Origin of the sequence: Kitasatospora sp. NPDC056181 (assembly GCF_042266225.1) — a bacterium.
In the GTDB taxonomy this organism is placed as follows: domain Bacteria; phylum Actinomycetota; class Actinomycetes; order Streptomycetales; family Streptomycetaceae; genus Kitasatospora.
Genome location: NZ_JBHJUK010000192.1, coordinates 1 through 13,325 on the forward strand (window position 1 = coordinate 1; position 13,325 = coordinate 13,325).

General features: G+C 73.7%; 11 protein-coding genes. 6 read left to right on the forward strand and 5 right to left on the reverse strand.

Annotated elements, in window-relative coordinates:
• Nucleotides 1–481: 481 nt before the first annotated feature.
• Nucleotides 482–1,231: a hypothetical protein gene (locus ACFC1F_RS39215; RefSeq protein ID WP_376165963.1), complete on the forward strand. Its 750-nt coding sequence runs from the start codon at nucleotides 482–484 to the stop codon at nucleotides 1,229–1,231.
• 92 nt (nucleotides 1,232–1,323) lie between these two features.
• Here ACFC1F_RS39215 and ACFC1F_RS39220 read toward each other — a convergent pair whose 3' ends face one another.
• Together ACFC1F_RS39220 and ACFC1F_RS39225 are read right to left on the reverse strand one after the other, a co-directional pair.
• Nucleotides 1,324–2,100: a DUF1775 domain-containing protein gene (locus ACFC1F_RS39220; protein WP_376165965.1), complete on the reverse strand. Its 777-nt coding sequence runs from the start codon at nucleotides 2,098–2,100 to the stop codon at nucleotides 1,324–1,326.
• 206 nt (nucleotides 2,101–2,306) lie between these two features.
• Complete coding sequence (locus tag ACFC1F_RS39225) at nucleotides 2,307–4,040, reverse strand: serine/threonine-protein kinase (protein ID WP_376165966.1); 1,734 nt, start codon at nucleotides 4,038–4,040, stop codon at nucleotides 2,307–2,309.
• A gap of 534 nt (nucleotides 4,041–4,574) precedes the next feature.
• Here ACFC1F_RS39225 and ACFC1F_RS39230 point away from each other — a divergent pair.
• Together ACFC1F_RS39230 and ACFC1F_RS39235 are read left to right on the forward strand one after the other, a co-directional pair.
• Nucleotides 4,575–5,063 (forward strand): GNAT family N-acetyltransferase, encoded by a 489-nt coding sequence (locus ACFC1F_RS39230; protein ID WP_376165968.1) that lies wholly within the window; start codon nucleotides 4,575–4,577, stop codon nucleotides 5,061–5,063.
• Nucleotides 5,060–5,806 (forward strand): hypothetical protein, encoded by a 747-nt coding sequence (locus ACFC1F_RS39235; protein WP_376165970.1) that lies wholly within the window; start codon nucleotides 5,060–5,062, stop codon nucleotides 5,804–5,806. Before ACFC1F_RS39230 ends, ACFC1F_RS39235 begins: the two co-directional genes overlap by 4 nt.
• 233 nt (nucleotides 5,807–6,039) lie before the next feature.
• Here the strand turns inward: ACFC1F_RS39235 and ACFC1F_RS39240 are convergent, their stop codons facing one another.
• From ACFC1F_RS39240 to ACFC1F_RS39250, 3 genes are all read right to left on the reverse strand, one after another.
• Complete coding sequence (locus tag ACFC1F_RS39240; protein ID WP_376165980.1) at nucleotides 6,040–7,839, reverse strand: S8 family serine peptidase; 1,800 nt, start codon at nucleotides 7,837–7,839, stop codon at nucleotides 6,040–6,042.
• 810 nt (nucleotides 7,840–8,649) lie between these two features.
• Nucleotides 8,650–9,243: a hypothetical protein gene (locus tag ACFC1F_RS39245; RefSeq protein ID WP_376165972.1), complete on the reverse strand. Its 594-nt coding sequence runs from the start codon at nucleotides 9,241–9,243 to the stop codon at nucleotides 8,650–8,652.
• Nucleotides 9,244–9,329: 86 nt separating this feature from the next.
• The gene (locus ACFC1F_RS39250; RefSeq protein WP_376165974.1) at nucleotides 9,330–10,058 is read right to left on the reverse strand and encodes a TetR/AcrR family transcriptional regulator; all 729 of its coding nucleotides are present in this window, start codon (nucleotides 10,056–10,058) and stop codon (nucleotides 9,330–9,332) included.
• A gap of 89 nt (nucleotides 10,059–10,147) precedes the next feature.
• Between ACFC1F_RS39250 and ACFC1F_RS39255 the strand changes: the two genes are divergently transcribed.
• The 3 genes from ACFC1F_RS39255 to ACFC1F_RS39265 all read left to right on the forward strand — a co-directional run.
• Entirely contained in the window at nucleotides 10,148–11,008 is an 861-nt protein-coding gene (locus ACFC1F_RS39255; protein WP_376165976.1) for an SDR family oxidoreductase, read from the forward strand.
• Nucleotides 11,009–11,119: 111 nt separating this feature from the next.
• Nucleotides 11,120–11,863 carry an ABC transporter ATP-binding protein gene (locus tag ACFC1F_RS39260; protein WP_374106016.1) on the forward strand — a complete coding sequence of 248 codons (744 nt, stop codon included), beginning with the start codon at nucleotides 11,120–11,122 and terminating at the stop codon, nucleotides 11,861–11,863.
• Nucleotides 11,857–13,325: ABC transporter permease (locus tag ACFC1F_RS39265; protein ID WP_376165978.1), on the forward strand; the 1,469-nt coding region annotated here is incomplete at its 3' end. The genes ACFC1F_RS39260 and ACFC1F_RS39265, both read left to right, overlap by 7 nt.

Sequence of the window (13,325 nt, forward strand, 5' to 3'; positions counted from 1 at the left end):
CGCGGGCTGAAGCGGGGGGCTCGGGGGGCGGGCCTGTAGCGCGGCCCCGGGAGCCCGCGCAGGGCAATCCGTACGACCCTCCCCGGGGCCATCACCATGCGCTCCGCAGCCCCCACCGCGCAGGTCGAACCGTCCGCGCCCGCCCCACCACGCGCCCTGCGTGGCACCGATCGCCGTCGGTGCCACGCAGGGAGTTGCGCTCCCGTCCCGACTTTCGGTTATCGCGCTTCCCCGTCCCAGGTCTCCAGTTGCAGTGATGCCGGGTCCCCTCGGCTCCGCCCGGCGCGTGCTTCGGCGCGCCCGCTACGGGAAAGACCTGCCGATGACTGCTGCTCCCCCTCGTCCGTTCTCCCGAGGTCGGCTGCTGGCGGCCTGCGTACCCACGCTGCTCGTTCTCGTGATGGCGGCGACCGTCCCGTCGACTCCAACAGGTTCCCCGTGGAGAGGATCCCCGCGCGCCACGACGGCGAGCATGCCGGGGATGCCCGGGACGGCCCACCCGGCGGGTACCTCCCAGGGCCTCGCCCGTGGCCTCGCCGCCACGCAGGACGGCTACCGGTTGAACCTCGCGACCTGCGGTGTTCCCGCCGGGCGACCGACGGCCTTCCAGTTCACCGTCACGGGCCCCGACGGCTCCCCGGTCACCGACTTCGCCGTCCACCAGACCCGGAAGCTGCACCTCTACGCCATCCGCACCGACCTCACCGGCTTCCAGCACCTGCACCCGGACATGGCCGACGACGGCACCTGGACCGCCGGCCTCGCCGCCCTCGCTCCGGGCACCTGGCGGCTGTACGCCGACTTCATCCCGAACACCGGCGCCCACGCCACGGAGCTCGTCCTCAGCCGTACCGTGACGGTGCCCGGCAAGGAGGCCCCGGTGCCCCTGCCCGCCCCGAGCGACAGCACCACCGTCGACGGCTACACCGTCACCCTGCACGCCCAACCGACGACCGGCGCAAACCAGTTGGTTGCCACCATCAGCCAGGACGGCCGCCCGGTCACCGACCTCCAGCCCTACCTCGACAGCTACGCCCACCTCAGCGCCTTCCACGAAGGCGACCAGGCACTGGCCCACCTCCACCCCGCGAACCCGGTGAACGGTGACCACGGCGGGCCCACCCTGAGCTTCCGGGCCCTGCTCGCCGAGCCCGGCGACTGGCGGGTATTCCTCCAGTTCCAGACCGCGGGGCAACTGCACACCGCCGAACTCACCCTGCACATCGACTGAGCGGGACCTGCGACCTGCCACCTGCCACCTGCAACGCTGTGCCCGGCCCTCGCAGCACGAGGGCCGGGCACTGCGACGGCGGTTGCGGGACGTCAGCCGGCGCCGGTGCGCTTGCGGCGCCACCACCAGGCACCGCCCGCAGCGAGCACGACCACCACGGCGGCACCGATGGCGATGGGGGCGGCGGACGACGAGCCGCCGGTCGAGGCGGTCGCCGTCACGCCGGGCGAGGCCGTCACGCTCGGGGCGCCCCCCGGGGTGCCCGGCACCGACGGGACGGCCGACGCCGAGGCGCTGGCGGACGCGGACGGCGTGGCGGCGGCGGACGCGGCGGACGTTGCGGCGGAGGGCGCGGCGGACGGCGTGCCGATGGGGGTGGCTCCCGGCGCGGCGGCGGCGAGCTTGAGAGTGGGTGCGGGGTGCTCGGGCTCGGTGCCGGCCTTGGGCAGTTCGATCCAGCGGTCGATACGGCCGTCGCTGTAGGTCTCCAGGGTCTTGAAGACCAGCTCGTCGGCGTTGGGCAGCTGCTTGATGGTGATCTTGTAGACGGCGTCCTTGCCCGGGGCGAGCGCAGGGCCGCCGACCGTGAAGCCGTCGGGCGTGGCGGCGAGGGTCCAGCCGGCCGGGGCGTCGGCCAGGGCCACGTCGGCGGGGGCAATGCCTTCGGGCAGGACGACCTGGAACTTGGCGAGGCCGGCGGTGGTCGACTCGGCCTCGGCGGTGAAGGTGACGGTGGCGTTGGTCGCCAGTGCCTGGGCCGTCTCGGACTCGACCTCCACATGGGCGAAGGCCGGCACGGCCAGGACGAGGGTTCCGGCCACGACCGCCGTGACGGTGGCGGCCCGGCCCAGCAGGCGGGAGGTGTTCATGGGGAAGGCGCTCCGCGGGGGGAAGGCGGCCTGGGCCTGGGCGGGCCGGGCCGGTCTGGGTGAGGGCGGCGTCCATGATGCACGATGAACCTGGCAGGTCAGCACCGACACCGGGAACCCGGACGGTCGGAAACCCGGACGGCTGGAACCCGGCACTGCTTGGAACCCGGTGCTGCTGGAACCGGCGGCCCCGCCCGGCAAGGGGGTCATTCGGCTGGGAAGGTGCGGCCGATCTTGCCCTTCGGGTCGGCCCAGAGGAAGCCGGAGTGGCCGTGGTCGCCCGAGAGGTAGACCCGGATGGCCGGGGACCCGTCGGAGCTGTCGGGGCCGATGATCAGGTAACGGCTGGTCGGGTCGGGGACGTTGAGGCGGTTGTCGGCCGCCTTCAGGAGGTCGGGCAGGACGTTCCAGTCGTACTGGGCGAGGTCGACCGGCTTGTCCTTGCCCATGGTGCTACCGGTGCGGCGGGTGATCTTGCCGTCCCGGTAGTCGTACCAGTCGTAGCTGCGCCCGTCGGCTGTCGGGACCTGGGCCATGGCGTAGCCGGGGTAGACGGTGAGTTCCTTGACCTTGGTCCCGCCCGTCTGGGCGGTCAGCGCGGCCACGACGGTGCGGACGCCGTCGGGGGTGAGGAGGTCCTTGGCCGCCGGGGTGGCGGTCCGGTCCGCCGTGATGGTCGGGACGGCGGCCGGGGTCGGTGGGACGGACGAGCCGGCAGAGCCGGACGGGACGGACGGGCCGGAGGACGCGGGCGCAGCCGCCGGGCCGGCCGAACCCCCGGTGGCCGGGGCCGCGTTGTGGCCGTCGGTGCCGTCGGGGAGCAGGGCCCACACGAGGGATCCGGTGAGCACCACGGCGGCGACCGAGAGGGTCACGGCCAGGCCGGCCCGCCTGCGGGCGGGCGCCGGGGGCTGCGGCAGGACCGCGCCGGTGGGCGGGGCGTCGAACGGGCCGCCGGGCACGGCGTAGCCCGGGCCGGTGGGGGCGACGAGCCGGTACGTCGCCGGGTCCGGGTGCGCCACGCCGCCCACGGGGGCGCCGGGGTGCGGCGTGTCGAGGAACGTCGGTGCCCAGGCCGGCGCCGGAGCGGCCGGCGTGCCGCTCTGCTCGGCGGCGGCGAGCGCGCGGTCCAGCTGGTCGGCGTCGGGCCGAAGCCTGGGATCGCGGCCCAGGACGGCCGCCAGGACCGGCCCGAGCGGGCCCGAGCGGGCGGGCGGCGGAAGCGGCTCGTCCAGGACGGCGGCGAGGGTGGCCAGCGTGGTGCCGCGGCGCAGCGGGTGGTGACCCTCGACCGCGACGTACAGCATCATGCCGAGCGACCAGAGGTCGGAGGAGGGGTTGCCCTCCTCACCGCGGATCCGCTCCGGGGCGATGTACTCGGGCGAGCCGATCAGCGCCCCGGTCGCGGTGAGCGCGGTGGCGTCCTGCATGGCGGCGATGCCGAAGTCGGTGAGGACCGGGGTGCCGTCGGGGCGGAGCAGCACATTGCCCGGCTTGACGTCGCGGTGCAGGATGCCGGCCGCGTGGGCGGCCCGCAGGGCGGCGAGCACGCCGCGGCCGATCCGGGCCGCCTCCGGGACGGTGAGCGGGCCCTGGGCGATCCGGTCGGCGAGGCTGCCGCCGGTGACGAGTTCCATCACCAGCCAGGGGTGCGGGTGCTCGGGCGTGTCGATGATGTGGTGAATCACCGCGACATTGGGGTGCTGGAGGCGGGCGAGCGCCCGGGCCTCCCGCAGGACGCGTTCGCGCAGCTCATGGGCGCCATCGGGGTCGGCTTCGGCCATCGCCGGGTCGGGCGGACGGACCTCCTTGAGCGCGACCTCCCGGTGCAGCGCGTTGTCCCGCGCACGCCAGACCAGGCCCATGCCCCCGCCGCCGAGGCGTGCGAGCAGTTCGAAGCGGCCGTCAATGAGCCGCGTCTGCGGCCCCCCAGTGTTCATGGCGCACATCGTAGAGGTCCCCACCGACCCTCCCCCGAGCCACCGGGGTGGACGGCGACGGCCGGGACGTCCCGCTCAGCCAACGAGGCGGACCGCGAGGGCCGGCCTGATCCGCGCCGTGCGCCAGACCCTGCGCCGGGCCGGGCCGAGCGCGACCAGCACGTCGCCGTGCGTCGCGGGAAGGATCCGCCGTGGCCCGCCGCCTGGTCGGCCTCGGTGTCCTCGCCGAGCCCGACCCCGGCTTGTCTGCCCAGCATCGCCCAGCACCGCCCGAGCAACTCCGCACCACCGGCCCACCTGCCCCAAGCCGACGGTTGAATCGGGCCGGCTCCCCGCCCACGGGCGTCACCGTGCTGCCCCGGGCGCCCCGGGCGCCCCGGACTCTCGCCGACGCCCGGCCCCGCCCCCCGGTCCCGGTCGGGAGCGCAAACCCTTCGGGCTGACGTCGGGGCCGGTCCGAAACCCCTTGGACGGCACGGGGACCGGCGTGCTGAATTGGCAGACGGCTGCTGTTGGGGTCGAAAGGATGCGACGATGACCGAGATCAGGCTGCACCTGTCGGTGCGCGGCCTCGCCGAAGCGGACCTGCCGTTCTGCAACTGGGCAGGATCCCCCAAGCACGTACGCGAGCTCGTCCACCAGATCCGCCGTGCCGAGGCGGGCGAGATCGACTACCTGGCGGTGTGCACGCCGGTCGGGCTCCCGGTGGCGGTCGGCGGCATCGACTACACGGTCAGGCCCGGCGCCGGCACGCTCTGGCAACTCGGCGTCCACCCGGCCCTGCAGTCCTGCGGGATCGGCACGCTGCTGATCCGCTCGGCCGAGCGGCGGATCGGCGCCCGCGGCCTGACCCGCGCCGAACTCGGCGTTGAGGAGGGCAACCCGCGCGCTCGCGCCCTCTACGAGCGCCTGGGCTACCGGGCGTTCGGCCGCGAGCTCGACTCATGGGACGTGGAGGCCGAGGACGGCTCGCTCCAGCGGTACGAGACGATGTGCACGCTGATGCGCAAGGAGCTGGCGTGACGCTGGATTTCGCGGCGTTCGTCGCCGAGGCGACGGCCGACCCGGCCGTCGTCGGGCTCGTCCTCAAAGGCTCCCGGGCCCACGACGGCATGACCACCCGTCACTCCGACCACGACCTCTACGTCATTCTCGCCGACGACGCGGCGAGCGAGCTGGCCGCGCTCGACGGCTACCGCTCCGCGCAGCTCGACCTGGTCGTCACCACCCTCGAACGGTTCCGCCGGCCCGCCGACTGGGAGCGGTACGCCATCGCCCGCTCCCGGGTGCTGGTCGACCGCCGAGACGGGGAGGTCACCCGGATCGTCGCCTCGATGGGACGGCTCGGCGCCGAGGAGGCCTTCCGGTCCGGCGCCGCCCTGCTGGACGCCTACGCCAACTTGCTCTACCGCTCGGTCAAGAACCACCGCGATGGCAACCCGCTCGCCGGCCACCTCGACGCGGCCGCCAGTGTCGGGTTCCTGCTCGACCTGCTCTTCGCCCTGGACCGCCGACCGCGCCCCTACAACAAGTACCTGGCCTGGGAGCTGGACCGGTTCCCGCTGCCCGGCTGGGACAGCGCCGCGCTGCTGGACACCGTCGCCCGGATCACCGCGGACGGTGAAGTGGCGCCGCAGCAGCAGCTCTTCACCCGGGTCGAGGCGGCCGCCCGGGCCGCCGGCCACGCTGCGGTGCTGGACTCCTGGGGCGAGGACCTGCTGCTGATGCGACCCCACCCGGACTCCCCGGCCCACCGGTCCTCCTGACCCGGGTCAACAGTCGAATCGAGCACAGCGACTCAGAACGCCCCCCGAGGTCCATCGGGGGCGTGAGGGCCTGGTGCGACCGGCCGACTGGACTACTTCGCCGAGCCTCCCAGGGTCGGCGCGGTGCCGAGGATGTCGACACCCGTGCGCCCCGCCGCCCGGGAGACGGGCGGCGGGGCGCGGGCGGGTGGTGCGGGCGCGTGGTAGGGGCGGGCGGGTGGTGCGGGCGGCGGCTAGAAGGTGAGGTTCCAGGCGTCGATGGTGCCGACGTCGCCCGCGGCGCCGTCCTTGACGCGGAGCTTCCAGGTGCCGTTGGCCGCGCTCGCGGCGGCGTTGACGGTGTAGGTCTTGGCGACGTTGTCGGTGCTGTCGCCGTTCGGGAAGTCCTCCAGGAGGTAGACCGTGCCGTCGGGGGCGACCAGGGAGATGACCAGGTCACCGCGGTAGGTGTGCTTGATGTCCACGCCGACCTTGAGGGTGGCGGGGGCGTTGCCGCTCACGCCCGTCACGGTGACCGGGCTCTCCACGGTGGTGTTGTCGGTGATCGCCACGTCGGTGAGGTTCTCGAAGTACTTGCCGGCCGGCGGGGTGGAGCCGACGGCCTTCAGCGCGTCGACCTGGCCCTCGCCGAAGAAGGCGTTGTTGGCGGTGGTGCCGGTGCAGCGGCTGTCCGAGGCCGGGCAGGCCAGGTCGTTGGCCTGGGTGGCGAGGCGGGCCCGGATGTCGGCCGGGGTCAGCGACGGGTCGGTGCTCGCGATCAGCGCGGCCACGCCGGTGACGTGCGGGGAGGCCATCGAGGTACCGCTCTTGGTTCCGTACTTGCCGCCGGGCAGGGTGGAGTAGACGCCGGTGGCGCCGTCCCCGCCGGGCGCCGCGACGTCGATGACGCCCCGGCCGAAGTTGGAGTAGGAGGCCTTGCCGCTGCCGCTGCCCGTGGCAGCGACGGTCACCACGCCCGGAAGTTCGGTGGGGATGTCGAGGCAGGCGTTGCTGATGGTCCGGGTGACCGGGGTGGAGTCGTTGGGGCTCTCCGAGTCGGTCGTCTTGTTGGCCAGGTCGTAGTTCGAGTTGCCGGCCGCGGCGACCTGCAGCGAGCCCTTGCCCTCGGCGTACTCCTGGGCGCGCTTGACGCCCTCGATGATGGCCGCCTGGTCGAGGTCGTTCGGGCAGTTGAACTGCCACGGGTCGGTGTAGTAGCTGTTGTTGGTCACCTTGAAGCCGTGGTCACCGGCCCAGACGAAGCCGCAGACCGTGTTCTCGGCGTAGAAGAGGGTGCTGGTCGGCTCGGCGATCCGGACCGAGGCGATCTTCACGCCCGGCGCGACGCCGATGACGCCCTTGCCGTTCTTCGCGGCCGCGATGGTGCCGGCGACGTGGGTGCCGTGGGTGTCCACGTCGCGCCAGGCGCCGGTGCGGGCGTCGGCCTTGCCGTAGGCGCAGGAGACGGAGTCGGCGGCGTCGAAGTTGGGTGCGAGGTCCTGGTGCTGGTCGTCCACGCCGGTGTCGAGCACGCCGACCTTGACGCTGGGCGAACCGGTGGTCACCGCCCAGGCCTGGTCGGCCTTGATCTGGGTCATGTCCCAGCGGTTGGACTCGGTGAGCGTCGTGGCCGACTGGGCCGGGTTGGCGGGCAGTGCCGGGCTGTACGCGTCGGCCGGCACGTCGGACGTGCGGGTGGCGCCGACCTGCTGGATGCCGGCGACGCCGCGCAGGGCGGCGGCGAAGCCGGCCGTGGTCGAGTGGGCGACGATGACGCCGATCGCGTCGTAGCTCGCGAAGACCGTGCCGCCCTTCGCGGCGACCGCGGCCTTGGCGGCGGCGACGTCGGCGGGCGCGCTGATCACCAGGTAGGCGCGGGTCCCGGCGGCCCAGCCGGCGGCCGCGGCGCCCGGGGCGGCGGCGGGGGCGCCGGCCGCGGGGGCTTCGGCCACGGGAGCTTCGGCCGCGACCGGGGCGGTGGGGGTGCTGGGGGTGGTGGGGGTGATGGTCGCCGGGGCGGCGGTCGCGAGTGCCGTCGGGGTGGCGATCGCCATGGCCGCGAGCACGGCGAGAGCGGCGGCCGGGCGGCCCAGCCGCCGGGATATCAGGGGTGACACATGTCCTCCGATCGGCCCGTGCGTGAGGGGATCACACGGGGTTTGAACGCAACATGCCAGAACAGTGAGCACTTGGGGAAGGCTTTACGCATGACGACTTGTCACAGCAGTGTCAACATTTGATGTCGCGCCCGGGTCGGACGGTCGAACCGGGGGAACCCGACCCGTCTCATCGGGGGACGGCCGCGGATTCCCGCGTCACGGGCGAGCACGGCCACGGCGGGCCGGCCGCTGCCGTCGGCGGGCACGGCCCGGACGTCCGCGCCCGGACGTCCGCGCCCAGGCGTCCGCTCCCGTGCCGTCGCACGGCAGCCCGTAGGCGACCGGTGGCACCATTCAGCCAGGCCGGCCGGTCGTCGACGCCGCGGGTCTCGGGGAGGGGCAGCTCCGCCAGGTCGGCCAGGTCGGCCAGGTCCGGCCGGCCGCAGCACCGCGATCCGCCAACCGCCGTCGGACAGACGGCCCTTGCCGGTCGGCCGGGTGTCGTCGGGGACAGTGGCGGGCAACCCACGTCGTCCTTGACGGTCGGCAGGCTACGGGCGGTGAAGTCGCCCGCGACCAGGGAGTGGTGGCCGCCGGCCGACATGGTGGCGTAGAAGCGGCTGCCGTCGGCGGTGGAGGTGACGCCCCAGAAGTGGGCATCGGTGGTGGCGACGCCACCCCCGCGTGCTCGTCGGTGAGCTCAGTCGCGATCTCCGCACGGCCGGAGCTGCCGAGTCACCCTCGTCTTCCCGACGGCGTTCCAGCTCACGTTCCCTGCCGCGTCGACGGCAGCCACTCGGCATGTCTGTCGGCGAGTTGGTCGCACGCCTTGCTGCTCTCGGTGAAGATGTCCACGCCACCGTCATAGGGGTGGACAACCCATGCACAGGCGGCTTCGGTCAGGATGACTCCGGCGGTCATGTCGTCGGCCGCGCAGAGCAGGAGCTGGTCCAGCGCGGGATCGTGCAGGTCCGTCGCGGAGACGTAGTGGTGCTGCCACGACTGGAAGCCCGGCTCGGTGGCCAGGTCATCGCTTCGCCAGTGCACGGCCCCGGGCGTGGTGACAGCGACCGCGGAGTCTCGCGAGGTCGGGCAACTGGTCGCGGACCAGGAACAGGTGATCGCCACCAATCCCCCTCCGCCGCCGACCGTGACGCCGCCGAGGAGATCCTCCAGAAGTACGTGGTGACGACGCAGGATCTCGGCGTGTTCGGCGTCTGAGGTCGCATACCTCTTGCCCTCCGGGAGGGCGTGGAAACGGACCCAGCCCTCCGGGAACCGGTGGCGCAGACGGCGGGCCTCCGGCGGGCATTCAGGCCACGACCTGTTCCAGGCACCATCGAGTTCAGCAATGGCCACCGACTGGTCTCTGCCTCTCATGGCACCGCAACTTAGTCGATCTTGGCGTTGGCGGGCAGTGAAATATCCGGCTGCCTGGCGCGCGATCAGGCCCGCGGAGCGCCACCGTCCGCCGCCAGGCGCGTGAGCCACTCACGCAGCAGGCACTGCTCCGCGTCGCTCAGGACATCGGAGTCGTCGGGGAGGGCGGCGCGCAGCGCGCGGGCCGCCGCGGCGGGACCGGACTCCGCGGCGGGAAGCGCCGGCTCGGCGCGGGTGACGGCCGCGACCATGGACTCACGCAGGACGGTCAACAGCGCCGGGTTGCGGCGGTCCGCGGGCGTGGAGTGCCAGGTGGTGACTGCGCCCTGGCCAGTTGCCCGGATGATCTGGGCGGCCAGCTCCTCGTCGACCCGCAGCCACCCCCCGGCCGCCAGCCGGCGCACCCGCCCATGGAGGATCTCCAGGCCCGAGCGGTGTGCCGTGTCCGATCCAGGGCCGGTGGCCCGGTTCATCACCGCGAACAGCTCGGGGCGGGAGACCCCGAACTCGACCACCACGTCCCAGCCGCGACGCAGATCCTCCACCGGGTCCTGCGGGGCGGGGTCGAGCTGCGCGCGCTTTCTCTCCAGGAACTGCGCGTAGCCGTTCTCGGCGACGGCCTCCAGGAGCCCCTCCTTGTCTCCGAAGAGGCGGTAGATCGCCGGCGGCTGCATTCCGGCCGCGGCGGCGACCGCGCGGGTGCTCACCGCGTCAGGACCGCCGTTCTCCAGCAGCTCGACGGCTGCCTCGACGATGCGGCGCCGCGGGTTGTCGGTCGAGTCGCGTGTAGCCATGAACCGATGGTACCGGGAATCTGTTTCCATCGGAATTTCCAGTGTTACTGTTGAAGTGATTCCACCGGAACCATCGTCGGGAGAACCCAATGATCATCGTTACCGGAGCCACCGGAAAGCTCGGCCGCCGCACCGTCGAGCGCCTCCTGGAGCGCGTCCCCGCCGACCGCCTCGGCGTCAGCGTCCGCGACCCCCGCAAGGCCCGGGACCTCGCCGACCGCGGCGTCCGCGTCCGGCAGGGCAGCTTCGACGACCCCGACTCGCTCATGCACGCCTTCGAAGGGGCCGAGCAGCTGCTCCTCGTCTCCCTCGACCGCATCGGCGAGGAGTGCGTCAGCGGTCACCGTGCCGCCGTCGACGCCGCCGTGAAGGCCAAGGTCGGCCGCATCCTGTACACCAGCCAGATGGGCGCTGCCCACGACTCCCGCTTCCAGGCCTGCCGGGACCACGCCACGACCGAGGACCTGCTCCGCGCCACCGGCCTGCCCTGGACCGCGCTGCGCAACGGCTTCTACGCGACCAGCGCCCTGCAGTTCCTGGAGTCCGCCCGCCACACCGGCGACATCGCCCTCCCCGCCGACGGCCCCGTCGCCTGGACCGGCCACGACGACCTCGCCGAGGCCACCACGGCGATCATCCTCGACGAGGGCCGCTTCGACGGGCCCACCCCGCCGCTCACCGGCCCGGCGGCGCTCGACTTCGACACCGTCGCCGAGATCGCGTCGCAGACCACCGGACGGCCCTTCACCCGCACCGTCGTCCCCGACGACGCCTTCCGCGAGCAGGTCCTGGCGCACGGCGCCCCGGCCCCGATCGCCGACCTGATGGTGAGCATCTTCGACGCGGCGCGGGCTGGCGAGTTCACCACGGTCGACTCGACCTTGGCCGAGCTGATCGGGCGGCAGCCCGCCACCTTCCGTACCCAGTTGGAGCGTGCCTGGGCCGAATAGATCCAGCGGGGCGTGCAGACGGCCCCGGCCCGACTCGCCGCTCACACGGGCCCGCGGCGAGATCGGGCCCCCCGTTGCTCCTGCCCTGATCCACAAGATCTACTTGCCCCTGTGATCCACTCTGACCTCGCCGTCGAACTCCGCTCGGTCTCCAAGACCTACCGCTCCGGCCCGGAGCCCGTCACCGGCCTGGACCGGGTGAACGTCGGCTTCGCCTTCGGAACCTTCACCGCCGTCATGGGACCGTCCGGGTCGGGCAAGTCCACACTGTTGCGCACGGCGGCCGGGCTGGAGGGCATCGACGACGGCGAGGTCCTCGTCGACGGAACCCGGCTCGGCGAGCTGAAGGACAAGGAGCTGACGGTCCTGCGCCGGGAGAAGGTCGGATTCGTCTTCCAGTCCTTCAACCTCCTGCCCTCCCTGACGGCCGCCCAGAACGTCGCACTGCCGCTGAAACTGGCCGGCCGACGGCCGAGCCGGACGGAGGTGACGTCCGCGCTCGCGTCCGTCGGTCTCGCGGACCGGGCCGGCCACCGCCCCGGCGAACTGTCAGGTGGCCAGCAGCAACGGGTGGCCGTCGCCCGGGCGCTCGTCACCCGCCCCGCGGTGGTCCTCGCGGACGAACCGACCGGGGCGCTCGACACCAGGACCGGCCGCGAGGTCCTCGCGCTGCTGCGCGGCCTGGCGGACGACGCCGGACGGGCGGTCGTGATGGTCACCCACGACCCGGTCGCCGCGGCCTGCGCGGACCGCGTGGTCTTCCTCACCGACGGCCGGCTCGCCGGGGAACTCGACAACCCCACTCCCGAGGCCGTCGCCGCCCGCATGACGAGCCTGGAGGCCCTGGCGTGCTGAGCGTGGCCCTCTCCACACTGCGGGTCCGGTGGGCGTCGTTCGTCGGCACCTTCCTCGCACTCGCCCTCGGCGTCGGGCTGATGGCAACGGCCGTCCCGGTGATCGCCGCCACCGGCTCGGTCGCCGACCCGGCAGAGCGCCGCTACTGCGCCGCCCCCGTCGTCGTCGTGCCGAACACCACCATCGACGTGGCTGACGACTCCGGGCAGACACAGCACACCGCCGTGGCGCAGCAGCCGGGTCTGACTGCGGCTCTGGTCGCGGCGGTCGCCCGCACCGGCCGGGTCGTCGAGGACCACAGCTTCTACGCGCAGCTCGCAGGCGGACCGAAGGACCAGGTCGGGCGCGGCTGGTCGGCTGCCGAGGCCGGTGGGTACCGGCTGGCGGCGGGCCGGGCCCCGGGCACGGAGGACGAGGTCGTGGTCGGCGGGGGCGCGGCGTCCCTGGTCGGCCGCACGCTCGGGCTGCTGACGGCGGCCGGGCAGCGCACCGTCACCGTCACCGGTGTCACCGACGAGGTGCGGTACGAGCACGCGGTGTTCTTCTCGGACGGCGAGGCCGCCCGGCTCTCGCCCGACGTCGACGCCCTGGCCGTCTACGGCCCGGTCGAGGCGGTGCGGCAGGCCGTGGCCGACGGATCCGGCGGCCCGGCTCCTGCGCTGGTCCTCACCGGGAAGGAACGTGCGACCGCGGACCCGCACCATGCCGCCCTGCTCGCCATGGTGGACAGCGTGGACACCCCGCTCGGTCTGGCCGCCGCCGTCGCCGGCTTCGTCGCGGTGTTCGTGGTCGCCGGCACCTTCGCCCTGTCCATCACCCAGCGCCGCCGGGAGCTCGCGCTGCTGCGGTTGATCGGCTCGACCCGTCGCCAACTGCGGCGGCTGATCTACGCCGAGGCCGTGCTGGTCGGCCTGCTCGCCTCGGCGGCCGGCTGTGCGCTCGGGCTGATCGGCACCCCGCTGTGCCGCCGGTGGCTGATCGAGCACGCGATCGTCACCGAGGACTTCGCCGTACCGGTGCCGTGGTGGGCGCTGCTCACCGCGGCCGCGATCGGCATGGCCACTGCCATGACCGGGGTCGTCGTCTCGTCCTGGCGCGCGGGCCGGGTCTGCCCGGGCGAGGCGCTGCTCGAAGCCGCCGTGGAACGCCGGCCGCGCGCTGCGCACCTCGTCCGGTGGGTGGTCGGCGGTGCCGTCCTCGTCGCCGGGGTCGCGGCCGTCACGGGAGTCGCCGCCACCCAGCCCGAGGCGGGGGCGAACGCGGCGGCGTCCGCCTCGCTCGTGCTGCTGATCGTCGGCGCCTTCGCCACGCTCGCCGGGGTCTTGGCAGGCCCGGTGATCCGACTGCTGACGGCCCTGCCCGCCGCTGTCGCGGCCCGGCGCGACGGCGAGGCGGCCGAGGCCGGCGGGGTGGTGTGGACGACCGCGCGTCAGTGCGCCCTGACGGCGTTCCGACGTACCGC

What these genes read in the sequence shown, in the direction of transcription:
- ACFC1F_RS39230 (WP_376165968.1), top strand. Translation starts at nt 4,575, where the DNA reads ATGACCGAGATCAGGCTGCACCTGTCGGTGCGCGGCCTCGCCGAAGCG.
- ACFC1F_RS39240 (WP_376165980.1), bottom strand. Translation starts at nt 7,839, where the DNA reads ATGGCGATCGCCACCCCGACGGCACTCGCGACCGCCGCCCCGGCGACC.
- ACFC1F_RS39215 (WP_376165963.1), top strand. Translation starts at nt 482, where the DNA reads ATGCCCGGGACGGCCCACCCGGCGGGTACCTCCCAGGGCCTCGCCCGT.
- ACFC1F_RS39220 (WP_376165965.1), bottom strand. Translation starts at nt 2,100, where the DNA reads ATGAACACCTCCCGCCTGCTGGGCCGGGCCGCCACCGTCACGGCGGTC.
- ACFC1F_RS39250 (WP_376165974.1), bottom strand. Translation starts at nt 10,058, where the DNA reads ATGGCTACACGCGACTCGACCGACAACCCGCGGCGCCGCATCGTCGAG.
- ACFC1F_RS39225 (WP_376165966.1), bottom strand. Translation starts at nt 4,040, where the DNA reads ATGAACACTGGGGGGCCGCAGACGCGGCTCATTGACGGCCGCTTCGAA.
- ACFC1F_RS39255 (WP_376165976.1), top strand. Translation starts at nt 10,148, where the DNA reads ATGATCATCGTTACCGGAGCCACCGGAAAGCTCGGCCGCCGCACCGTC.